The organism is Chryseobacterium sp. WX (assembly GCF_029542485.1).
GTDB lineage: Bacteria > Bacteroidota > Bacteroidia > Flavobacteriales > Weeksellaceae > Chryseobacterium > Chryseobacterium cucumeris.
Genome location: NZ_CP120710.1, coordinates 2,928,566 through 2,953,961 on the forward strand (window position 1 = coordinate 2,928,566; position 25,396 = coordinate 2,953,961).

Consider the following 25,396-nt stretch of genomic DNA (forward strand, 5'->3'; position numbering starts at 1 on the left):
ATTAAATTTTCGTCAGTCTTGCATTCAACCAGCCTTTTTTAGCTTCATCAAAATCCTTTCTGGAGCAGGGAATGCAGTTTTCTATATTTTCATCATCACCAAAATACCACAAATTACTGAAAGTATCACGCCTGAATGCATATTGCCTGTCATCTATCAAAACATAGAACAGTTCATAATGCCTTTCTTTAGGATGGGAATGCTGGATATTGATTCCTTCAATCAGATACCACAGCATTTGTGCTAAAAGCTGATGATTCAGCTGGTTTTCAGAATAAATATTATAATTAAAAATCCCGACAGATTTCAGGTTTTCACTCAATCCGATTTCCTTCATATAGGCACAGATTTCTCTTCTGTTCAACCCATTTACCTGCGGATTCATTGAAAAGGGTTCACTAAAGCTTTCAATAGCATCACAGTTTACGGTCACCAGATCTGCTTTTCTGAAGAACGGTTCTGTTTTTTCTGTAGAATTCATCATTTCAGCCAGTCGGATAATATCAAACTCTACTTCTTTGATGAGCCTTACGGAATCCATTTCATTCAAATGTTTCTGGTAGCCCAGATGATGGTAGTTTTTAATGGAGAAATTTTTGGCTCCGAAAATCTTGCTTAAAAAAGTATGTTCATTGATGCTTTCTCCTTGCTGAAGAGAGATAATATTACTGATCTGGGTATAATTGATACTTTTCTTATGGAAATTCAATGCCGAAAATAATGAAAAAGCAAAATCATTGGATCCGCCAATAATTACCGGAATGGCTCTTTTATAATGACATGCCGACAGCACTTCCTGTAAGATATAATGGGTATCCTGAACAGATTTCCCGGACACCAGATCTCCGAGATCAACAACAGGAATTTCGAAGTCCATCTGCGAAAGCTTGTAAAATTCTTTTCTTACCGCCGTAAAATCCTGCACTTCCGCATCGCCGCCCGCACCTCTGTAGTCTGATACAAACAAAAGAACAATACTGTCTTCTCTGATATCTTTTGTAATCCGATTTCCTATCTGCCAGCTCTCTGTTTTAAAATTTCTTGGTGAAATGATAAAGTCTTCGAAGTCCATATTTTAATTTAAAATGTAATAATTGATTAATCGCTTGATGTAACAAACATACAAAAAACACAGGAACTGAGTAAGACTGTTTCTATTTGTTCATAAAAAAAGCCGTCAACAGGTGTTAACGGCTTGGTATTTCAATCTTAAGATTATTTATTTTTTAGCTGCAGGTTTCTTAGCAGCTGGTTTTTTAACAGCTGTAGTCTTCTTAGTAGTCGCTGCCTTTTTAGCTGCAGGTTTTTTCTTTTCTGCAAAAGCTTTCGGATCCTGATCTGTAATCCATTTTTTAACCTCATCTAAAGAAAGTTCTTTCAGTTCGTCAGCTTCATATTTTGTATCATCTGCTTTTTTCGGAATTTTAAACATGGCTTTTCCGAACTTGATGAAAGGTCCCCATCTTCCGTTTTCAATGGAGATTTTTTCTTTTTCCCACTGCTGGATATATCGGTTGGCTTCTTTCTCCAATTTAGCGTCAATCAGTTCATTGATATCACTTTGTGAAAGGTTTTCGAAATCATATCTTTTGGGAACATTCACAAAGATATCTTTGTACTTGATAAATGGTCCGAATCTTCCTGATCCTTTGGTTACCGGTTCTCCTTTATACGTAGCAATTGGAGCATCAGCAATCTTCTTTTCATTGATAATCTCCTCAGCACGTTTCTGATCTACAGAAAGCGGATCTTCACCTTTCGGAATACTGATATAGGTTTCTCCCCATTTCACATAAGGCCCGAACCTTCCTACTCCTACAGAAACCGGCTGTCCGTCAACTTCACTTAAATCGAAAGGCAACTTGAATAACTCCAATGCTTCTTCAAAAGTAATGGTTGCAATATTCTGTCCCGTCATTAACGAAGCAAAGATTGGTTTCTCTTCATCATCCGTTTCTCCAATCTGGATCATCGCTCCAAATCTTCCGATTCTTGCATGAACATTTTTACCAGTCTTTGGATCTACTCCTAATAGTCTGTCTCCGGTTGCACGATCTGCATTTTCTTCTACATCTTCAATTCTCGGGTGGAATTTAGAGTAGAAACTCGTCATCATTTCTTTCCACTTCTGATCACCGCTTGCAATTTCGTCAAAACTTTCTTCTACTCTTGCTGTGAAACCATAATCAAGGATTTCTCTGAAATTATCTGTTAAGAAATCATTGACTACTTCACCAATATCCGTAGGAACGAATTTATTTTTATCACCACCAAATTTCTCTTCAAGAACTACTTTTTTGATCTTATCTTTTGTCAAAGACATTTTGATCACTTCACGGGTGTGTGGTTCAATTTCTCTTTTATCTACATACTCTCTGTTCTGAATCGTCTGAATGGTAGGGGCATAAGTAGACGGTCTACCAATCCCTAATTCTTCAAGCTTTCTTACCAAACCAGCTTCCGTGTATCTTGCACTTGGTCTTGTGAACTTTTCAGTAGCAGTAATGGTTTTATAGTTCAAGACTTCTCCCACACTTACTTTCGGCAGCAACTTATCGTTGTTTTCCTCATCATCCTCTTCTGTCTTTACAATTCCATAAGCTTTCAGGAAACCATCAAATATAATAACCTCTCCCTGTGCTTCAAAATGATGTGGCAATGATGCATTCCCTATTTCAATCACTGTCTTTTCAATTTTGGCATTAGCCATCTGAGAAGCAAGTGTTCTTCTGTAAATTAATTGATATAGCCTGTTTAATTGGGCATCAGCTACAGTTTTCACTCCAAAATCTGTAGGTCGGATCGCTTCGTGAGCTTCCTGTGCTGAAGCTGATTTTGTAGTATAATTTCTTGGAGAAGAATATTCTGCTCCATATTCTGATATAATTTGTTTTTTAGCTCCTTCAATAGCTTCCTGGGAAAGGTTTACAGAGTCCGTTCTCATATAAGTAATAAACCCTTCTTCGTATAGCCTTTGTGCGAGACGCATAGTATTGGTTACATTATAACCCAATCTTGAGGATGCTTCCTGCTGCAATGTAGAGGTTGTAAATGGTGCTGAAGCTGAACGGGTACCTGGTTTGGTTTCAACATTGAGAACTTTAAATTCTGTAGTCTTTGCCTGCTCCAGGAATTTCTCTGCCTCTTCTTCCTTTTCAAAGTCTTTTTTCAGCTTGGCAGCAATTTCCTGCTCTGTTTTATTTAAGAAGATCCCATCCAGTTTAAAGCTTGCTTTTGGTTTAAACTCACGGATCTCTTTTTCTCTTTCAACAATTAATCTTACTGCTACAGACTGTACTCTACCTGCAGATAGTCCCGGTTTTACTTTTTTCCATAAAACGGGAGACATTTCAAAACCTACAATTCTGTCCAGCACTCTTCTCGCCTGCTGTGCATTCACTAAGTTCTGATCAATATCTCTTGGATTGTCGATTGCTTTTAGAATGGCGTTTTTGGTAATCTCGTGGAAAACAATTCTTTTTCTGTTTTCAGGCTTTAGTTTCAATTCATCCGCAAGATGCCATGCAATAGCTTCTCCTTCGCGGTCCTCATCGGAAGCGAGCCATACCATATCAGCTTTCTTTACGGCAGCCTTTAATTCGGTTACCAATTTCTTTTTGTCTGCTGAAACTTCGTAATCAGGACTGAATGTGGCAAGGTCTATACCCATTCCTTTTTTAGGAAGATCACGGATGTGTCCGAAGCTGGATTTCACTTCAAAATCCTTTCCTAGATATTTCTGAATAGTTTTTGCTTTTGCCGGGGACTCTACGATTACTAAATTTTTCGACATTCTAACTAAAAATTTTTGCAAAAGTAAAGCTTTTTTATTATATACTTTTTGTTAAACAGGTTTAATTTAATAATCAGGTCGCTTTACAGCATCTTTCAATATTCATTTTTTGGAGAAACAAACCGTTTGCAGTATGGGTTTTAGACTGATATACAATTATCAACATTCATTGATATAGAATTTTTCATCAGCCATAATAGATGTAAGAAATATGCTATCTTATAAAAAAGCAGAACAAGAAGTCTCATTCTGCTTTTAGTCCCTTATTTTAAGATTTATTGTTTTATAATTTTCGCAACTGCTTCGGAGTTGTTTATTCTTATTACATATACTCCTGCGCTTAAAGATGAAAGATCTGTCTGATTGTTGATAAAATGTCCGGACCTTACTAGTTGACCCAGAACATTAAAAATCTGAAAATTATATTCTTTATTTTCTGTGGCGCTGATGTAAAGAATATTGGAAAAAGGACTCGGGTAGATAGAAATTTTGTTACTGACCGCCTTAGATTTCACATTTTCTTTCATCAATGCAGGCCTATTAGATATAACCGAAATTCCTGATGCAGGACCTTCTTCATTACCATTGGCATCATACTTTATTTTCACACATCGGCATCCTGTTCCGAAGTACGGATCATTATTATCATGAAAGACGATTATTCTATTGGTGGTAGAGGCCGCATCAAACAATACATTAATAGATCGTCCAATGTAGTTTGAATTTAAAGCAGCGGTCCATACTGCCGGATACTGAAAGTTGAGCACATTAAATGTTCCCTGCGCAGTCTGATTGGCTGTTACACTTCTGAATCCTCTTGAACCGGAATCAGGATAATTCCCTACAAGATATGCCGGATTATTAAAGACATATCCCACTGTAGCATTGGCAGAATTTCTCACTCTCATTCCTGAATAATCTGTAGCAATACTGTATGAAGTTGCTACATTTTTATCTTTTTTATACCAGGAAGTTTGTCCAAAATCCGCTCCTGAAACCAGAGCTACACTTGTAAGATCCGGCACTCTCCATCCTTCAGGACAAGGATCAAAAGGGGATTTCTTACCTCCTCTACCCCATCTGTCAGAAGCCAGATTAGGTTCTTGCGCCAACCAGTCTGTACCATTGGTATAATTAGGAGTTGTACTGTTGTAAGGAGCAAAAGTACTTGGGATCATATATACCAGAGGGTTCTTCACAGAATAGGATATTATTTTGGAGATTCTGTCTGCCGGTTTATCCGTTATCTGTACGTTTGATGTTCCCGCATATGTGTCATAAGGTACAATATAGTTTCCTGAAAGATTATTATAATCCGACTGATTAAGTGTACTGTAAGCCACTGTTCCATTAGCAGCTACGGTTCCCAAAAACACATTGTAAAAGCTTCTGTTATCCGCATACTGGAATGCAGGAATAGGATCTTTCCTTCCCCATTGATAATGCAATCCTGTAGAAGCACGTATTTTCAGCAGCTCATCAGTTGTAGGTGCCTGAGGATTGGCTACATTAGGAAAAGCATCTGTTGCTCCAAGATTACGATCCATGAAAGTGGTCTGCAATACAGCATCAGCTTTATTAACATAGTTCACGTAATTTGTGACAGCTATTGGAGTTTCTGTAAGATAAGTATAAGATTCCACGGGAGAATCCGTAACCCATATATGCCAGCTCCAATATACCGGCGAAGATATACTCCCATTATGTAATGTAACAACAGCATTTCCACTTTCATTGGGGGCAATTTCTACAGATATTTTAGAATTACCGATATCCTGCAATGACGAAGGTGAAGGATTTACCATTGAAATTCTACTGATAAGAGCTTTATTGGTTGACCAGAGAACATTAGTTTTTAAATTACTAAAACTGGAAGTATTTAATATATCAGCGTTACCCAGTAACTGACTTTGTACAGAGAATGCTTTACTGACCGGAATGTCAATGGTTGTAACCGTTGGTTTTTTAACGATCTGGTAAGTATTCGGATTATTGAAACCTTCTTTGTACTCTGTAACTGCAGGCAGATATTCTGTTGGAAAATCATAATCATTAATTATATATAACGGATCTTTTATACATCTGCAGCCATTGGCATCCGAAGTATACATTCCGGACATAGGAAAGTAATAATAACGTCCTTTGATATTAGGATAATTAGCATCCGGAATATCTGGCTGTCCTTTATCCGGAATCATGGAAAGCCCTCTTACAGTAACAGCAGGAGAAGCATCGAACAACCGGGTTAAAGTTGCCGTCCACAATGCAATGTGATGCTGATCACTATATTGTCCTAAATGCGCTCCCCTGATAAGCTGCCCATTTCCAGGAAAAACCCCCATATTATACCCACCTACAGCCGATAGATCAAACCCAAGATTAGGATAAATTCTAAATCCCGTCATGAAGGCAGGAACTCCAGCATCAGTAGGCATTATAATATGATACTTATTGGTTTCAAAAACATTTTTTGCCATATTGGTTTTTACTCCAAAAGGTGAAAAATCTATTCTGATATCATCTACATAAGAGGGAGAAGCCAAATTTGCAACCAACATAGAAGGGATACGCCATCCATTGGGACAAGGATCATAAGGGGACTTATCTCTATAAGGCTTCGTCTTATCATCGGTATTATAGACGGTCTCAATTTTCCCTTGTGCATTATCAGACCACAGATTGAGTTCTGAAAGCCTGTTACTCGACAAAGTCGTAGATTTACCAAACCAATTGACCGGAAGATTGAGATTATTGTTGTAGTAAGCCTGACCTGAATTATCATCTTTATTAACATAAATAAGACTCAAAGGATTTTTTACAGAGAGTCTGATATTATTGGTAACCTCTGCAGCGGAAAGCAGAACAAATTTCCTGAGATCATCAATACTTACAGCGTTGGTCATATTTTTAGCTCCTCTATGTCTTACTCTGCCTATAGATCCTGAAGCTTCATAAAAATCATTTCCTCTGGTTACTAAAGGGGGTATAGGATCTTTTCTTCCCCACTGATAAAGAAGCCCCATACTCTTATTCCAGTCTGATGCTGTGATAGAACTTGTGATAGCTCCAAGATTTCTATCCATCCATTTCCAATCGGAATCCGGGATAACTTCTGTGGTTCCGTCCGATTTCATTCTTTTGACGTTGTTGAAACTTTTATAGGCAACTCCATTGGTAGGATCATCTGTTACCCAGATATGCCAGCTCCAATAAATCTCTCCGTTTACTTTGAGAGCTACCACAGCATTCCCTTTTTTTGTCTTATTGACAGGGACTTTTATCTTAGCATCCTGCCCGGTTCCTATTATTTCAAGAGCATAATTTACTCCTGATTTTATAAGTCCATGAACATCTTCCCACAAAACATCTGCAGTTACCGTTCCTGCCGGAATGCCGCTTCCGTTAAGATATCCGCCTCCTTCCCACATCGCATAAGCTTTTTTTACAGGAATCAACAATCCTTCGCTGTTCTGATTTGGATCAAAGATGTAACTGTTGGGAGCTTTTTTCCAGTCGGGAAGAAATAATGGTGTCAGTTCATTCAGTGGTCTTTTCAATGAGTCCTTACTCTCATTGAGCCATAGATTTCCTTTGATATTACCTTTGGAAATGATTCCAAATAACATCAGGCAGATGACTGCCGCTAATTTTCCAGCTAATCTTTTCATACCTTAGGTTTTAGTGTCATTAGCGAATGCAATTTTTAAGCCCTATTCAATAAAAAGTGATTTGTTTTATAAATAACATCATCATATTTAAATTACATTATTAATAATTTAACATAAATCTAATAAACAAAACAAGTCTTAACAAACCTTTTACACAAAAAAAAGACAGCCTCAAGCTGCCTTTATATTTTAACCTTCAAAATTTTACGGAAGAATATGGTTTTGATAACGATCAATCGAGAATCGTCCGGCTTTGATATTATTAAACATAGAGAAAATAACAAAATTGAAGACCACAAGTGCAATGATAAATGCATAAATCATATTTTTAACCCTTCCGGAAACAACATACATTGCATTCGGAATAATGATATACGAGAATCCAATAAATGCTCCTGCAAGTCTTGATGAGAAGATAGGGTTATTTCTAAAAATAAAGTAAAGACATATCCCGACTACAGCATAGTTCCTATGGTATTCATAGTAGGGATAGAGTTCTTTCATCTTGTTATCAAAAACAAAAAGGAAGAAGGTAAGGATAGCCATCATGACCTCCGGGATACCAATTCCCCCGTTAAGTCGCTGTACCGTTTCATCCATATATCCATTAAAACCCTCTACAAGTGTACTGTTAGAGGCCATACCATCTAAGAAACCTCCAAAACTCCTATAGATTTCAAAAGGAGATAAAAAGACAGAACCTACAATCATAATCAACATCATCGTTTTATTCAGCGGAATGCGAGCCAGCCAGTACATCGGCAGGAATAAATAGCAAACACTGTGTATACCTGATCCTATGAATATAAAAAACAGGTAATACCAGAGTTTTCGTTCTTTAATATACCGTATTGCAAAATAAACGATAAAAGTTCCCAGGTTTTGTCTGATCTGCCCACTTTCTCCGATAAAGAAGTTGGGAATAAACATGAAGAGAGTAAAAGTAAACGGGTAAAAAGTATTGTCTTCTGTATATTCTACTTTAAAGATCATCGCAAAAACAGCAATGACGAATGTTACCATATAAAAAGGTGCATCAAAAAAGTTGAGAAGAACTTTATTAATCAAGGTATACAGCCATTCCACATCCAGAGTTTCCGTTCCTTCCATATGGAGCATCTTCATGAATATACTGTAGTAGCTTTTGGTATCAGAGTAAATATAGATTCCTTTGTAACTTCCGTAATCCGGGCCTACACTGTCTCTAAAACCGACAATAATAATAAAATAAACAGCAAGGAACCAGAACCATTTTTTATCAACCTTTTTTCCATATACTTCCTGAACACTGAAGAACAGCATATAGACGATTGCAATTATGTAATATGGATGTAGTAAACTCATGCTAAATCTCTGATGTTTTTTTAAACTGATGATATGCTGTGATTATTCCTGTCAGAATTAAAGGCAGGAAAAGCCTCACTTCCCAGAAAAGCCCTACTAAAGTAATCATAAGGAGATAAGGAATGGAAAAGAAAAAATATTTTCCAAAAACACTTCTGTTTTCTTCTTCCGTACAAAGACCATATATAAAATAAATCACAATTAATGCAAACAGCAGTCCTGCAAGGTTGAAAGGGCTGGAAAAGTTCCTGTTAATATAAAACCCTTCCACAAAAGTAGTTTCATCCTGAACAAGCAGAGCCCTCAATCCAAGATAGGGAATCAGAAAAGCAATAACTAACGGTATAATTTTCCAGATTACCTGATAATTTCCTTTTTTCAACTCCTCTATATTGAAAAATACTGCTGCAAAAAAGGCTATATTCAGACAAGCCGTTTCTCTTACCAAAGTAGAGATTCCAATAAGGCCAATGAGAATAAAAAAGAAAATATTTTTTGGGGTATCTAAATATTTCAAGGTTAAAAATACACCTGCCAGATAACAGAAAAGAGCAATGGTGTCACAGTTTGTAGGTGCATACTGTGTGATCACAATAAAAAATACGGATAAGAGATGAATAATCCTTCTTGCATTAAGATTCAGAAGAAGTCCCGTTGATTTCATGCGGAAAATTGCATTCAAAATCAAAGAACACAAAATAAAAAACACACTGTTCATCAGGAAAAGCCCATGATAAAAAGGGGTTCCGTTTTTTGACAAAAAATCTTTGAAGAAAGAAAGAGGTCCGTTAATCAGATTGTACATCAAATCTGTCATCTGTACACTCAGATAATTGGGAATCACTCTGTAAGCATATACCGAGGAAAATAAAAAGTCAGGGGTTGTCTCTGATGTTTTCAGTCTTGTATAGGAAGATTCAAATCCATAATAAGACATAGCAAACAACAGAAGCGGAAGTACTATTACAAATAGAAATCCGTTTATTTTTTCATCATTTCTTTTCAACATATCTAAAACAGATTCTTATTTTTTTAATAATAATGGTGATTTAAAATACATTTTTTCAAAAGGGAACTTTTGCAAAAGTAGAATATTTTTTCATTCTTCCTAGAATATTTTATTGATTTTCAGTGAAAACTTCTCGTTAACTATTTTGAACTAATGCTTAAAAAATTAAATTTGCAGACTTGATTTAAATGCAATGCATCGCTTTTTTATATTTTTATATTACCTGATTTCCAAAAATAAAATCCTGTCTGTATTTGCAGCTCTGGGAATTGCCGTTTTATGCATTTTCTTTGCGTCAAAGATCAATTTTGAGGAAGATATCAATCAGATTATTCCTAAAAATGAAAAGTCAGATCTTACGGCAAAGGTTCTTAAACAGCTTAATTTTTCGGATAAGATTATTGTTATTATTGAGAACAAATCCGGCGAAGACAGCTTCCAGCTTTCCGAAACAGCAGATACGTTTCTGAAAAAAATTGAGCCTTTACAGAAATACATCGGTTCTGTTCAGGGTAAGGTGAATGATAATGAAATCTCCGAAACCTTTGATTTTGTCAATCAGAATTTACCTCTATTCCTTAATGAGAGTGATTATAAGGAAATTGACCGGAAACTTCAGAAAGACAGCATTGCCAGACAGGTAGAAAATAATTATATATCATTGGTTTCTCCAACAAGTCTTGTTACCAAAGAGTTTATTAAAAAAGATCCTCTGGGGCTTAATTTTCTGGGGATCAAAAAGTTAAATGCTTTAAACATCAGTAAAGACTTCAAACTCGAAGACAGCTATATTGTAACGAAAGACGGTAATAACCTCTTGCTTTTCATTGATCCTAAAAACAAAAGTAATGACACGAAAGCGAATGAGGCCTTTGTAGATCAGCTTAATTCCATCAAAGACGGAATCAACAAACAGTTCAAAGGAAAAACAGAGATCAGCTATTTCGGTTCTCCTGTAATTGCTGTAGCCAATGCAAAGCAGATCAAAAAAGATATTCAGAACACAGTAGTCATTTCCATGACGGTTCTTCTGGTTCTACTGATCTATTATTTCAGAAATGTCTTTACTCCCATCATTGTTTTTTTACCAACAGTATTTTCTGTATTGCTTGCTTTATTGGTTCTTTATTTTATTAAAGATAAGATTTCGGCAATTTCACTCAGTGTGGGAGCTATTCTGATTGGAATTACCATTGATTATGCCCTGCATATTCTTACCCATTATAAACACAACAATAATATTGAAGAGCTCTACAAAGAAATTACGCAGCCTATTATATTGAGTAGTGCAACGACGGCCGTTTCATTCTTATGTCTGGTTTTTGTTCGTTCTGAAGCATTGAAGGACTTAGGACTTTTTGCAGCGATCACCGTGATTCTTTCTTCAATCACCGCATTGATTATTGTTCCTCAGCTTTATAAACCAAAAGAGAAGAGTGAACAGCCTAATACTAACTTTATTGACAAGATCGGATCTTATCCGTACGAGAAAAACAAGCCTCTGATTATAGGATGCTCTATTATTATTCTTGCCTGCCTTTTTGGATTCAGACATGTAGGTTTCAATGAAGATATCGGCGATCTGAATTATATTCCCAAAGAATTAAAAATCAGTGAAGCAAAACTTCAGAAACTTTCAGATATTACTTCAAAATCAATCTACACTATCTCTTATGGTGATTCTGAAGAACAGGCTTTAAGCAGAAATTCTGAACTGAGCAGCGTCCTTGAAAAAGAGAAAAAAGAAGGCAAAATTTTAAGCTATAACTCTATCGGAAGTGTGGTGCTTTCAGAAAAAGACCAACAGAAAAAAATTGAACAATGGAATCGATTCTGGAATGACCAGAAGAAAAGTCTAGCCATTTCCGAACTGATCAGTAACGGAAATAAATTCGGTTTCAACAGTTCCGCTTTTGATGGTTTTAATGAAGTTTTGCATAAAAATTATTCCGCATTGAGTCTGAAAGATTATCAAAAAGTAAAAGCGCTTCAGATTTCAGAATTCATGAGCAGCGAAAATGGTTTTTACACGGTTTCCAATGTGGTAAAAGTAGATGAAAAAAAACGGGATACTTTCATCAAGGATATTGAGAAGAAGCATGATGCCATTGCCATTGACCGCCAGCAGATGAACGAAAATTTCCTTGGTTTACTGAAAAGAGACTTCAATACACTGATCAATTATTCTCTTCTTGCCATTATTTTGACGATCATCGTTTTCTTCAGGAATTTTGAATTAACGGTTCTCACCATGTTCCCGATTGTTTTAACGGGAGTTGTTACAGCCGGAATCCTTTATTTTCTGGGATTGGAATTAAATATTTTCAGTACCGTAGTGTGTACGCTGGTATTTGGAGTCGGAGATGACTTCAGTATTTTCCTGACTCAGGCTATGCAGAAAGAACATACTACCGGAAAGAATGAATTACCCACGTATAGAATTTCGATTATCCTTGCAGTTTTCACGACGATCCTTTCAATTGGCTCTCTGATTTTTGCCAAGCATCCTGCCCTGCATTCCTTGGCTTTGGTTGCTTTGATAGGAATGTTTTCTGTGATTATCATTACCTCTACCCTATATCCTTTCTGGTTCAGATTATTCATTACCAACAGGGCGAAAAAAGGACTTTCTCCCATCACATTCAGATTGTTTGTATGGTCAGTATTCTCATTCCTTTATTACGGATTGGGTGGATTGCTGTTTTCTGCCTTCGGAAGTTTTTTTGTTAAAAATTCCAAAGGGCAGACGCTGAATATTATCAAACTTATTTTAGCCAGATTTTTAACTTCCGTTCTTTATTCTAATCCTTTTGTAAAGAAGAAGGTCATTAAAAATACATCTGAAGATTTCAGCAAACCTGCAGTTATCATTGCCAATCATACTTCTTTCCTCGATACGCTGGCTATTGCAATGGCGACCCACAAAATTATTTATCTGGTGAATGACTGGGTATATCAGTCTCCTGTTTTTGGAAAACTGGTAAGAGCACTGGGCTTTTATCCCGTTTCACAGGGAATCGAGAATGGAATGGACAAACTGAAAGAAAAAGTAGAACAAGGATATTCTCTGGTTGTTTTCCCGGAAGCAGAACGTTCCTATACCAATGATGTGAAAAGGTTTCATAAAGGAGCGTTTTATCTTGCGGAACAATTCGGATTGGATATACTTCCTATTTACATCCACGGAAACTCTGAGGTATTGCCGAAAGGAGATTTCATAATCTATGACGGAAGCATTACGGTAAAAGTGGGGAACAGAATCAGTAAAGACAACATGAGTTTTGGTAAAAACTATTCTGAGAGAACAAAGAAGATCAACGCTCATTTCAGGGAAGAATTTACCAGACTGCGTGAAGAGATTGAGGATGAGAATTATTTTAAAAAGAAATTATTCCTGAGCTATCTTTACAAAGACAGTGAAGTGGTAAAAGAAGTAAAAGAGGATTTTAATGCCAACAAATCTGTTTATTTCGAACTGAACAAGCATATTCCGAATGACGCCAATATTCTTCATTTAGCTGATGATTTTGGACAGAAGGATGCATTATTAACTTTATACCAGGCCAGCCGAAGAGTTTTTTCTCTGATTCAGAATGATGAAAAAAGAGCAACAGCAGCACACAGCTATCTGGTAAAAAGAAGAAAGATCCAGTATATAAAAGACCTTTCTGAGGCAAACAAAAAGATTGATGTACTCCTCATCTCCCATGATCGTTTTACATGGAATGATATTCAGGAGCTGCCGGAAACGATCATTTTTGTAAATACAAAAAATGATTCTTTTAAAAGTGATCATTATACACTAAAATTTAGTTCAGAATCATTAAAAGTATTTAAAACCAAATAATAAATATGAAAAACATATTTTTGTAAACGCTAAAGAAAACTAATGAAGAAAAATATACTTGTCATATATTATTCACAAACCGGGCAACTCGAAGATATTGTGAAAAACATCGCCAGGCCTTTTGAAGCTCAAAAGGAGAAATATGATGTTACCTATTATAATATTAAACTGAAAGAAGACTTCCCGTTTCCTTGGCCAAGTGATGTTTTTTTCAACACTTTTCCTGAATCTTATCTACAGATTCCAAAAGAAATCCTTCCTCCTTCAGAAGAAATTCTGAACAAAAAGTACGACCTTATCCTATTCGGGTATCAGGTATGGTATCTCACACCATCCATTCCTATTATTTCTTTTTTAAAGAGTGATTATGCAAAACCAATCCTTAAAGATACTCCTGTGGTTACGATCTCAGGAACCAGAAATATGTGGATGCTTTCCCAGGAAAAATTAAAGGTTTACTTAAGGGATTTACAGGCTAAACTCGTAGGAAATATTGCTTTGGTAGACAGACATGACAATTACACCAGCGTATTAACGATTCTCCGATGGCTTACCACAGGTCAGAAAGAAAAATCAGGAATGCTTCCTGCCGCAGGAGTTTCCAATGAAGAAATCACAGGTTCTGTAAAGTATGGCGAGATTATTGAAAGACATTTTAATAATAACGACCTTAATAGTTTGCAACCGGATCTTGTGAAAAACGGAGCGATTGAAATCCGTGCGTTTTTAGTGCGTGTAGAAAAGGTAGGAAACAAAATTTTTACAGTATGGTCTAACCTGATTATCAAGAAAAAAGAGAAACGTCCATTGCTGATAAAATTCTTTAAGGTATATTTGATGGCAGCGATATGGATTATCTCACCTGTCGTTTTGGTTTTACACCTGCTTACAACCCCTATATTTTGGTTTAAAAGACAAAAACAAAAAAGATATTTACAAGGAATTAATTTAAAATAGAATGTACGACGTATTTATAACAAAAGCATCAAAATACTTACCCAATGAGCCGGTAGCGAATGATGAAATGGAGACTTATCTTGGGCTTATCAATGATGCGCCATCTAAAGCAAAATCACTTATCCTAAGAAATAATAAAATCACAACAAGATACTACGCCTTAGACAAAGAAGGAAATCCTACCCACTCTAATGCACAGCTTACTGCCAAAGCAATCGAAGGACTTTTTGATGAAAATTTCAAAAAGGAAGATATGAAATTACTATCGGTAGGAACTACTTCACCAGATCAGATCCAGCCTTCTCACGCTTCTATGGTGCATGGTGAGCTTAACATCGGAAAATCTATTGAAATTAATACTTCAACAGGTCTTTGTAATTCAGGAATGAATGCACTCAACTATGGATTCCTTTCTGTAAAAGCCGGTGTACAGGACAACGCAGTATGTGCAGGTTCTGAAAGAATGTCTGCATGGATGACTGCTGACAAATTCAACCATGAAGCAGAAAATTTAAAATTACTGGAGGAAAGACCTATCATTGCTTTCAAAAGAGAATTCCTGAGATGGATGCTTTCTGATGGAGCAGGCGCTTTTTTATTAGAAAATAAACCGAGAGAAAACAGTACTTCCTTAAAAGTAGAATTCATTGATTTCTATTCTTATGCTCACGAAATTGAGGCATGTATGTATGCAGGATGTGATAAGCTGGAAGACGGAAGCCTGAAATCATGGGCTGACTACCCTTCTGATGAATGGTTGAAGCAATCTATTTTTGCCATCAAACAAGACACTAAAATCCTTGATAAATATATTCTTGTAAAGGGAGCAGAAAGTTTAAGATCATCTTTTGACAAACATAATCTCGATCCGGAAAAAATTGACCACGTATTGGCTCACATTTCTTCAGGATATTTCAAAGATGGACTGAAAGAAGAATTTGCTAAAAAAGGAATGGATTTCCCTGCAGAAAAATGGTTCTATAACCTTTCTGAGGTTGGAAACATCGGTGCAGGATCTATATTTATTGCCCTTGAAGAATTGATGAATTCAGGAAAACTAAAAAAAGGAGAAAAAGTACTTCTTTGTGTTCCTGAAAGTGGAAGATTTGCTTATTCTTGTGCTTTATTAACGGTTTGCTAATGGAACACAGACTGCCAACATCCGATAAAGATTTTGTAGAAAGCCTTATTCCGCAAAGGTTTCCTTTTGTGATGGTACATGAATTATCAGAATATTCTGAGAATCATCTTCTGTCTGGTTTTGAAATAAAAGAAGATAACCTTTTTATCCAGGAAGGATTATTCCAGGCTTCAGGATTGATTGAGCATCAGGCGCAGAGCGTTGCCCTGCATACAGGATATAAATATTATCTGCTGGGAAAAGATGCACCTACGGGATATATCGGAGCTATCAAATCTTTTGAAGCCGAAATACTACCTAAAGTAGGAGACCACCTGAAATCTGAGGTGACCATCCTTAATGAAGTAATGGGAGTAACCCTTGTAGATATTGTTACCAAACTGAACGGTGAAGTGATTGCAAAATCTCAAATGAAAACCGCTGTAAAATAAACTGAAATGGAGATAAAGGAAGAAAATATCATCAATATACACAACTTTTTACCGCATCGTGAACCGATGCTGATGGCAGACTATATCCTGGAGCTGACCAAAGAAAAAGTAGTGACTTCCTTTGAAATCAAAGAAGATAATATATTTGTTCACAACAATCAGTTTGCAGAGGCCGGCTTAATCGAAAATATGGCCCAAACCTGCTCTTCTATCCTTGGACAAAGCTTCTTTGAAAATCCTGAAGCTGATACTAAAGTGATCGGGTTCATTACCAATATCAAGAAGATCGAGATTTTCGCTCTTCCAAAAGTACATGACAAAATCATTTCCAAAGCTTCACTCATTTCACAGTTTGAGAACATTTGCCATATTTTCTGTGAAACATTTCATCATGATGAATTATTGATCAGAGCGGAGATCAACCTTTTTATTCAGGAAGTAAAATCGTAATGATCAATTAAAAATAGAATAGAAAAGCTGTACATTTTGTACAGCTTTTTCTTTTAAATCAATTTTATATTCTCTAATAGATTTGTGAACATTTGTGCATTCATTTGTGTTATTCATTTGTGTTATTTGTGTTTAAAATATAGGTTTAGGCTAAGGCCAATTGATTTTTCTCTTTTTTTAAGCGGGCTAAAGCCCACTCCTATTGAATTGATTACAATGATTTTACGGAAAAACGTCCGTTTTTTGTTTATTTACACATTCATCACTTCTTCATAAAAAAACTGAAAATCAGCCAATTACAATCATAAAAACCTCATCATCAGATGAATTATTTCACGTGAAACATTTTATAAATCCGTGAAACTCTGATGGTCAGGGAGAAAGAGTTTTAAACAACAAAAAAGCGGAACATTTCTGTCCCACTTTTAACATTATTTTAAACAAAGGATTAGTATCCGAAGATCTCTTCAAGAGATACTTCCTGGAATTCTCCCATTTTGTTGATAGACTCCATATTCAGATTTTCTTTCTTGCCGATGATGGCTGTATTGTATTTTACAGGTTTTACTTCAGTGTTGTAGAATCCTGTAAGCTGTGGTAATGTCAATCCCTGAATTTCAGCATAAATATCTTTTCTAATATCATAGTCAACCCCTAGTTTTTTTAATGCTAACTGATTGAAGAAAATATTTGTTCTATTAATTCTGTTAGAAGCAATCTGTTTTAAGGCAGAACCTCTTGCATTCTCAAACTGTGCCGGGATTTGTGGTAAAGATACCATTAAGTCATTCATTGCATTTACAGCTAAAGGAAGCTTGTTTGACTGTGTTCCGATATAATTTGTAACATAGTTTGCTTTCCCTTTTTCTGAAGCATTTCCATAAGAAACATAGGCAGTATAAGCCAATGACTTACTTTCTCTGATCTCCTGGAAAACGATAGAAGATAATCCTCTTCCGAAATATTCATTGAAAACATTTGCTTTCCCGAAATTACTAAGGTTTACGGTACTGGCTTTTGCTACTTTTGACATTTCCATTTGTACCATATCATAATTTGTGAAGTACACCTTTCCTTCAGTAGCTGGTTCAGCATATTCTTTTGCCTGTGCAGGCTGAAGGCTTGTATTAATGATAAAAGGTTTCACCGCTTTTTCTAATCCTGACTGATCCTGTCCGTAAAGAAGCACCTGATAAGGATACTGGTTCAACGTTTTCACTTTCTTCATCAATTCTACGGCATCAATGCTCTCAAGACGTTCTTTCGAAACAATGTCTGTCATTCTTGAATTTTTACCGTATTTAGCATAGTTTGAAAGAGCAGCCATAATTCTCACTTTATCTTTCTTTGCAGAAGCTCTTGATTCCAGAATTGTTTTTACCGTTTGAGCATAAATTGCTTTATCAGCTTTTACATTCGTCATCCAGTGGTTCATCAGTTCTGCAGCTTTCTTCATATTACTTTCAAGACCACTTAATGTAATGATCATCTGGTCATTGGAAGTTCTCAGACTATAACTTACGCCCAGTTTAAAGAATTCTTCTTTCAGCTGTTCCGGAGTGTATTTATCGGTTCCAAGATATTCGAAAAGAGTTCCTGCAATAGAAAGTTCTTTATCATTATCTGTTCCGAAAGGGAAAATATAACTGATTTGAGCAACCTCATTATATTTATTCTTCACAAAACTTATCGTCTTATCTTTGATCTTTGAAGTCTGAATGGCTGTTTTAAAATCAATAAATTCAGGCTTACTTTCCGGTACTTTTGTATTCAGAATATCTTTAAGGAAAGGAGACTGAGCTTCTCTGTTCAGTTTAATCGGGGTAATTCCAGGGTTCTGTACACGTACAAGTTTATCATTCACTCCTTTTTCTTTATAAATAACAACATAATTATCTTTAAAGAAATCGTTGGCAAACTTCACTACGTCAGCTTTCGTAATTTTATCATACTGATTGATCTCATCCAGCTCCTGTTCCCATGTTCTTACGTTGATATAAGAATCATACAGTTCAGTAGCTAATCCGTCAGCTGTTTCCCAGCTCTTCATACGCTGAACTTTTTTATCATTTACGATAGCTTTCAGTATCCAGTCCGGGAACTGTCCTTTTTTCACAAGATCCAGCTGATCCATCAGAAGTTTTTTAGCTTCATCAAAGCTTTGACCTTCTTTAGGCGTTACCACTAATCCAAATGTACCATACATTTTGTAAGGAGACTCATACGCTCCTGCTCCAAGCGTTTTTTGCTTCTGGTTAATGTTAAGGTCAATTAATCCTGCATCTCCTCTGTTACTTAAAATTTCAGATACTACGTCTGCCAGTCTTGCTTCCTGAGTTCCATAAGAATCTGTTCTCCATGCAATAGTCATTCTTGGCGTAGTAGGACTTTTTACCGTTCTGGTAACAATGCTGGTCATTGGTTCTTCCGTAACCATCTTTTTCATCGGAAGTTCTTTGTATTTGAATGCACCGAAATACTGATCAACTAATTTTATAGTTTTATCATAATCCAGATCTCCAACCAATACTACAGCCATGTTATTAGGCACATAATAGGTATCAAAATACTTGTGGATCGCTTCCATAGAAGGATTCTTCAAATGTTCTGAAGTTCCGATTGTCGTTTGTTGTCCGTTCGGGTGTTTGGGGAAAAGAGCCTGCATCAATGAATAGAATACAAGACGACTGTCATTATCCTGAGCTCTGTTATATTCCTCATATACCGCTTCAAGCTCTGTGTGGAAAAGACGCAATACCAATTCTGAAAAACGCTCTTTCTCTACTCTTAACCATTTTTCCAATTCGTTGGAAGGGATGTTGTTTTTATAAACCGTTTCATCCAGTGAAGTGTGAGCATTCGTTCCTGTAGCTCCTAATGAAGAAATTGCTTTATCATATTCATTAGCGATAGCATATTTGGAGGCTTCCTGGGAAACTTCGTCAATCTTTTTATAAAGTTCTTTCTTTTTTTCAGGATCTTTTTCTGCTTTATGCTGCTCATAAAGATCAGAGATCTGTTGTAATAAGACTTTTTCTTTTGCCCAGTCCTGAGTTCCCAGATGCGAAGTTCCTTTGAAAACCATATGTTCCAGATAGTGCGCTAAACCCGTATTATCACTTGGGTCATTATTAGATCCCGTTCTTACGGGGATGTACGTCTGGATCCTCGGTGCATCATCATTTTTTGCCAGATAAACCTTTAATCCGTTTTTCAGTGTATACACACGCACTCCGGTTTGGTCATTCTTTACCGTTTCATAAGTATACCCTTGAGCATCCGTCTGTTTTTGAGTCTCAAATTTCTGTGCCATTGCACTGATCATAAAGAAAAGCGAAACCGAAATAAAAATCTTTTTCATAGTAGTTATTTAATATTATTTTTCAATCCAAATTTCCATCCATTAGTCTTATTTATATAAACACTTGTTACAACGGAACCGTTACCAACAGAAACAATAAGCTTTATAGGATTCTTTTAAGATTCTTTTATATAGAATTAGTTAAAAGCTTCTTTCGAAACAGGGAAAAATAAAAACGGTTCTATAACAATTCTGGAGATTTATTGATGATACAGTCTCTATTTCATGGTAATAACTCCCTCAAATTTAATATGATTTACATATAATGTATTTTCACTATTTTAGCCACCTGATTAAAAGAATCAAAAAACAGGTGAGCCTTATGTCATCTGGAATCTAAAAATATAAACATTATTTAGATGAAAAAACAAGACCTGCCTCAAGACGAAAGTAACCTGAAATCCGCCAACATGACTGAAGTTCTGTATGTAACGGATGAGAACGACAACTACACGACAGCAAACAGTACAGGCTGGGATGCCAAGAAAGCTGCTCTGGATGAATCTATGGAACTTATTTATGAGAGAATTGAGGAAGCAAAACAAAATGTGGCCCATAATATAGCAAGTCCTATTGCCTATTTTATGGAACTGAACAAAATGGATATTGGCGTTCTGGCTTCATATGTAGGAATGTGGCAATGGAGGGTAAAAAGACATTTTAAACCAAAAATATTCAAAACACTAAGCGAAAATGCACTGAAAAAATATGCTGATGCATTCGGTATTTCAGTGGATGAATTAAAAAACTTCAACGGAAAATAAATGAAACAGGGCCAGAAATAATGCCCGTTCCATTTGACCAGAGAAAAGATACAATCTGCAAATGAAATTAAACTTTGAACACCATCAGACTGCGCATTGCGAAAACGGTGTTGCTTCTAATCTACTGCTTAACAAAGGCTTGAAACTAAGCGAACCTATGATCTTCGGGATCGGTTCAGGACTGTTTTTTGTCTATCTTCCTTTTCTGAAGGTGAATTTTGCTCCGGGCTTCAGCTATCGTCCGATGCCGGGTGCTATTTTCAGTAAAGCAGCTAAAAGATTAGGAATTAAAATCAAAAGAGAAAAATTCTCCAATCCTCAGGATGCCCAAAAAGCGCTTGAAAGAAATCTGGAACAAAATATTCCTACAGGACTTCAGGTGGGCGTTTTCAACCTTACTTATTTTCCTGAAGAATATAAATTCCACTTCAATGCCCACAACCTTGTGGTATACGGAAAAGAAGACGGAAAATTTCTGATCAGTGATCCGGTAATGGATTATACCACTTCCCTTTCTGAAGCAGAACTGGAAAAAGTAAGATACGCCAAAGGAGCACTTCCTCCAAAAGGACATATGTACTACCCTGTGTATGTTCCGAAAAATGTGAATCTTGAAGATGCCATCAAAAAAGGAATCAAGGATACCTGTAAAAATATGCTGGCGCCAGTACCGCTTATCGGAGTAAAAGCTATGAGATGGGTAGCCAAAAGCATCCCGAAATGGGCTGAAAAGAAAGGTACAAAAGTGACTAACCATTATCTGGGACAATTGATCAGGATGCAGGAAGAAATCGGAACCGGAGGCGGAGGCTTCAGGTTTATCTATGGTGCATTTCTTCAGGAAGCGGCTGTTATTCTTAAAAATGATGAGCTGAAGGAATTATCAAAAGAAATTACTTCTATTGGTGACCTTTGGAGAGACTTTGCCGTGGATATTGCCCGTGTTTATAAAAACAGAAACTCCAAAAGCAATATCTATAACGAACTTTCAAAAACAATGCTGCATATTGCAGACCTGGAAGAAGCTTTCTATAAAAAACTGAGAAAAGCGATCTGATATGGCAGAAAATATGATTGAGATTAAAAACTTATACAAAAAATACAAAAATTCTGATGAGTTTTCTGTAAATGATATTTCTTTGAGCATCAGTAAAAATGAAATCTATGGAATTCTTGGCCCCAACGGAGCTGGAAAAACAACCTTGATTTCCATGCTTTCAGGATTAATCAAACCTACATCAGGACATTTTACCATCAATGGTTTATCTCCACAGAAGGACGGCTTTAAAATCAGACAGATTATCGGAATTGTTCCACAGGAATATGCCTTATACCCAACACTTACAGCCAAAGAAAACCTCATGTTTTTTGGAAGCCTGTATGGTTTAAAGCATAATCAGCTTAAAAAAGCCATTGATGAATCCCTTGAAATCATGGGGCTTTCAAAATTTGCCAACAAGCAGGTAGGCCAGTTTTCAGGAGGTATGAAACGCCGCTGCAACCTCATCGCCGGTACCCTTCACAATCCTAAAGTTCTCTTTCTGGATGAACCGACTGTAGGTGTGGATGTTCAATCTAAAAAAGCAATTATTGATTATCTTCTGGATTTAAATAAACAGGGAACGTGCATTATTTATACTTCCCATCACCTTTCTGAGGCTGAAGAATTCTGCACAAAAATTGCCATCATCGATCATGGAAAAATTCATGCTGTAGGAACCCCTGAAGAACTTGTTTCGCAGATTGCTAATGCCGAAAACCTGGAAGACGTTTTCATTTCATTAACCGGAAAAGAATTAAGAGATGTTGTTGTATAAACTGTGGAGAAGTTTTATTAAGGAAATTCTTCTGCTAAAAAGAGATATTGGAGGAATCGTCATCATCTTTGTGATGCCTTTGCTTTTGATTGTCACCATTACCCTTATTCAGGATTCTACCTTTAAAAACCTTGAAGGATCAAAGATTCCTATTATCTTTATTGATCAGGACAAATCTGAGGTATCAAAAAACATAAAAGCAGAGCTTGAAAACAGCAAAACATTTCAACTGCTGACCAACTTCAATGAAAAGTCGGCCCAGGATGCTGTTTTCTCCGGAGATTATCAGATGGCGATTGTCATTCCTGAAAATTTAACGAAAGATTTAAATTCCAATATTGATTCTAAAGTTCAGACCATTGTAAGCTCATTCGGACTGGAAGGAGATTCGGCAAAAGTAAAAACAGCAGCTCCAAAGGCAAAAGATATTCATTTGTATTTTGATCCCGCTACCAATGCCGGATTCAAAAACTCCGTGATGAATTCTGTGAATAAAATGGTTTTTGAGATTGAAAATAAAAAGATTTACAAAGCCTTCCAGGAGCAGCTGGGAACAACAGAAAATCTTGACGAAAATAAAAACCTGATCAGTTTTAAAGAAATCACTCCCCAAAAAGGAGAAATGGATGTGATGCCGAACTCTGTTCAGCACAACGTTCCTGCATGGACACTTTTTGCCATCTTCTTTATTGTAGTCCCTTTATCCATCAATCTGGTAAAAGAAAAAAGTCAGGGCACAAGTGTAAGAGCAAGAATAAGCCCTACTCCTTATTTTGTCCATATTTTAGGAAAAACATTTACCTATCTTATCATCTGCCTTATTCAGTTTTTACTGATGGTTGCCGTTGGAATTTACCTTTTCCCTTATATGGATCTTCCGGCTTTTGATGTATCCGGAAAAATGTTCCAGCTTGTGGTAGTAACACTATTTGCAGGACTGGCCGCAATTGGATTTGGAGTTCTATTGGGAACTATAGCCGATACGCAGGAACAGTCTGCCCCATTTGGAGCAACCTCTGTAGTGGTTTTAGCTGCTATTGGCGGGATTTGGGTTCCTGTATTTTTAATGCCGGAATTTATGCAGACTGTAGCTAAATTTTCTCCTATGAACTGGGGGCTGAATGCCTATTATGATATTATTTTAAGAAACAGCGGAATTGGTGGAATTGCCAAAGAACTGGTTTTCCTCTTCTTATTCTATATTGCCACTGTAGCTATTTCTATTTTTTACGAAAAAAAACAAAATGCAGTCTAAAGAAAATATATTAACCTGTACTGAAGAAGTGAGAGTACGCTTCAATGAAACAGATCCGCTGGGCATTGTCTGGCATGGGCATTATATCGTGTATTTTGAAGACGGAAGAGAAGCTTTCGGTCGTCTGCATGGTCTTACCTATCTTGATATCCAGAATGCAGGATATGTAACGCCTATTGTAAAAAGTACCTGTGAGCATTTTCTTCCTTTAAAGTATGGAGAGACATTTAAGATCGTAACGACTTTTATCAATTCTGTATCTGCCAAACTTATTTACAGATATGAGCTTTTCAATCAGGAAGATCAACTGGTATGCAGCGGAGAAACCATTCAGGTATTTCTTGATAGCAATGGAAGCTTATGCCTTTACAATCCGGAGTTTTTTCAAAACTGGAAAGATAAAATGGGATTATCATGAGCAAGGAAATTTATATCACAGACTACAATTGTGTAACTCCTTTAGGTTTCAATGTTGATTCCAACTGGAACGCTCTGTTAGAAGGACAGTCAGGAGTTGCTTTACATAAAATTATAGACAATCAGGAGGCTTTTTATACTTCTATGATTGATTCTGACGAACTGAATGAAGAGTTCAACAGATTCTTCGCTCAGCATACAATTGATTTCACAAGACTGGAGAAGATGCTTCTTTTAAGCTTACAGCCTCTTGTTGAAAAACATACCGTTTCGGAAAGTACGGTTTTCATCCTTTCCACAACAAAAGGAAATATCAGTCTGTTAAAAAACAAGCCGGAATTACCGGAAGGTGTTTATTTATCAAAATTAGCAGAAAAAATTGCTTATTTCTTTGGATTTAAAACCAAACCGATTATTGTTTCCAATGCCTGCGTTTCAGGGGTAATGGCGATTTCTGTTGCTAAAAATATGATTCAGACAGGAAAATATAAAGATGCTTTTGTGATTGCAGGTGATGAGCTTTCTGAATTTATTATTTCAGGATTCAATTCATTTCAGGCAATAGGATCAGGACCTTGTAAACCTTATGATAAAAACAGAAACGGAATTAATATTGGTGAAGCAGCAGCTGCTGCTTATATCACTTCAATGTCAACTGGAAACGAAAAATTCAGATTTAAAGTACTGGGAGATTCAGCAGTGAATGATGCCAATCATATTTCCGGACCTTCAAGAACCGGTGACGGTTTATATGCCAGTATCAAAAATGCTATGACTGAAGCGAAGGTTTCTCCGGAACAGATTGATTTTATTTCTGCCCATGGAACGGCTACTCTATATAACGACGAAATGGAAGCCATTGCCTTCAACAGAATGGATCTCCAGAATATTCCTCTCAACAGTATGAAAGGCTATTACGGACATTGCCTGGGTGCGTCAGGGCTTTTGGAAAGTATTATTTCTATGGAAAGTGCTCTTCACAGTACTTTGCTTCCATCAAAGAACTTTGAAGAAACAGGAGTAACCCAGCCTTTAAATATCATCAAAGAAAACCAAACTGCAGATATTAAATATATTCTAAAGACCGCTTCTGGTTTTGGAGGATGTAATGCAGTTGTTGTACTGGAAAAATGTTAAACTGA

General features: G+C 36.4%; 17 protein-coding genes. 11 read left to right on the top strand and 6 right to left on the bottom strand.

All coding sequences use genetic code 11. The features are described 5' to 3' along the window. Window position 1: 1 nt before the first annotated feature. From PZ898_RS13160 to PZ898_RS13180, 5 genes are all read right to left on the bottom strand, one after another. Complete coding sequence (locus tag PZ898_RS13160; protein ID WP_277693517.1) at window positions 2-1,072, bottom strand: formimidoylglutamase; 1,071 nt, start codon at window positions 1,070-1,072, stop codon at window positions 2-4. Window positions 1,073-1,219: 147 nt separating this feature from the next. Further along, complete coding sequence (gene topA / locus PZ898_RS13165; RefSeq protein ID WP_277693518.1) at window positions 1,220-3,793, bottom strand: type I DNA topoisomerase; 2,574 nt, start codon at window positions 3,791-3,793, stop codon at window positions 1,220-1,222. Between the two features lie 275 nt (window positions 3,794-4,068). Further along, entirely contained in the window at window positions 4,069-7,461 is a 3,393-nt protein-coding gene (locus PZ898_RS13170; protein ID WP_277693519.1) for a T9SS type A sorting domain-containing protein, read from the bottom strand. A 204-nt stretch (window positions 7,462-7,665) separates the two neighbouring features. After that, complete coding sequence (locus PZ898_RS13175) at window positions 7,666-8,805, bottom strand: EpsG family protein (protein WP_228432162.1); 1,140 nt, start codon at window positions 8,803-8,805, stop codon at window positions 7,666-7,668. Window position 8,806: 1 nt separating this feature from the next. Continuing rightward, window positions 8,807-9,814: a hypothetical protein gene (locus tag PZ898_RS13180; protein WP_277693520.1), complete on the bottom strand. Its 1,008-nt coding sequence runs from the start codon at window positions 9,812-9,814 to the stop codon at window positions 8,807-8,809. Between the two features lie 193 nt (window positions 9,815-10,007). Between PZ898_RS13180 and PZ898_RS13185 the strand changes: the two genes are divergently transcribed. Genes PZ898_RS13185 through PZ898_RS13205 form a run of 5 tightly spaced genes read left to right on the top strand, consistent with a single transcriptional unit; the run spans window position 10,008 to window position 16,640 of the window. Beyond that, window positions 10,008-13,661: an MMPL family transporter gene (locus PZ898_RS13185; RefSeq protein WP_277693521.1), complete on the top strand. Its 3,654-nt coding sequence runs from the start codon at window positions 10,008-10,010 to the stop codon at window positions 13,659-13,661. Between the two features lie 42 nt (window positions 13,662-13,703). Further along, window positions 13,704-14,618 carry a dialkylrecorsinol condensing enzyme DarA gene (locus PZ898_RS13190; protein ID WP_120233199.1) on the top strand — a complete coding sequence of 305 codons (915 nt, stop codon included), beginning with the start codon at window positions 13,704-13,706 and terminating at the stop codon, window positions 14,616-14,618. Window position 14,619: 1 nt separating this feature from the next. After that, the gene (locus PZ898_RS13195) at window positions 14,620-15,759 is read left to right on the top strand and encodes a beta-ketoacyl-ACP synthase III (RefSeq protein WP_277693522.1); all 1,140 of its coding nucleotides are present in this window, start codon (window positions 14,620-14,622) and stop codon (window positions 15,757-15,759) included. Further along, complete coding sequence (locus PZ898_RS13200; protein ID WP_277693523.1) at window positions 15,759-16,190, top strand: hypothetical protein; 432 nt, start codon at window positions 15,759-15,761, stop codon at window positions 16,188-16,190. Before PZ898_RS13195 ends, PZ898_RS13200 begins: the two co-directional genes overlap by 1 nt. A gap of 6 nt (window positions 16,191-16,196) precedes the next feature. Then, window positions 16,197-16,640, top strand: coding sequence for a hypothetical protein (locus PZ898_RS13205; protein ID WP_062675945.1), 444 nt, complete (start codon window positions 16,197-16,199; stop codon window positions 16,638-16,640). 448 nt (window positions 16,641-17,088) lie between these two features. On the opposite strand, the gene PZ898_RS13210 is transcribed toward PZ898_RS13205, so the two are convergent. Further along, window positions 17,089-20,001 (bottom strand): M16 family metallopeptidase, encoded by a 2,913-nt coding sequence (locus PZ898_RS13210; RefSeq protein ID WP_277693524.1) that lies wholly within the window; start codon window positions 19,999-20,001, stop codon window positions 17,089-17,091. A gap of 359 nt (window positions 20,002-20,360) precedes the next feature. On the opposite strand from PZ898_RS13210, the gene PZ898_RS13215 reads away from it, so the two are divergent. From PZ898_RS13215 to PZ898_RS13240, 6 genes are all read left to right on the top strand, one after another. Next, window positions 20,361-20,765 carry a hypothetical protein gene (locus tag PZ898_RS13215; protein WP_062675947.1) on the top strand — a complete coding sequence of 135 codons (405 nt, stop codon included), beginning with the start codon at window positions 20,361-20,363 and terminating at the stop codon, window positions 20,763-20,765. A 61-nt stretch (window positions 20,766-20,826) separates the two neighbouring features. Continuing rightward, a complete protein-coding gene (locus PZ898_RS13220; protein WP_277693525.1) occupies window positions 20,827-21,822 on the top strand; it encodes a BtrH N-terminal domain-containing protein in 996 nt (331 codons plus the stop codon). A 1-nt stretch (window position 21,823) separates the two neighbouring features. Beyond that, entirely contained in the window at window positions 21,824-22,582 is a 759-nt protein-coding gene (locus PZ898_RS13225) for an ABC transporter ATP-binding protein (RefSeq protein ID WP_062675949.1), read from the top strand. Next, the gene (locus tag PZ898_RS13230; RefSeq protein ID WP_120233203.1) at window positions 22,569-23,837 is read left to right on the top strand and encodes an ABC transporter permease; all 1,269 of its coding nucleotides are present in this window, start codon (window positions 22,569-22,571) and stop codon (window positions 23,835-23,837) included. The genes PZ898_RS13225 and PZ898_RS13230 overlap by 14 nt, the downstream gene beginning before the upstream one ends. Beyond that, window positions 23,827-24,255, top strand: a complete 429-nt coding sequence (locus tag PZ898_RS13235; protein ID WP_062675951.1) for an acyl-CoA thioesterase — start codon at window positions 23,827-23,829, stop codon at window positions 24,253-24,255. The genes PZ898_RS13230 and PZ898_RS13235 overlap by 11 nt, the downstream gene beginning before the upstream one ends. Further along, window positions 24,252-25,391: a beta-ketoacyl synthase N-terminal-like domain-containing protein gene (locus PZ898_RS13240; RefSeq protein ID WP_277693526.1), complete on the top strand. Its 1,140-nt coding sequence runs from the start codon at window positions 24,252-24,254 to the stop codon at window positions 25,389-25,391. The genes PZ898_RS13235 and PZ898_RS13240 overlap by 4 nt, the downstream gene beginning before the upstream one ends. Window positions 25,392-25,396: the final 5 nt, after the last annotated feature.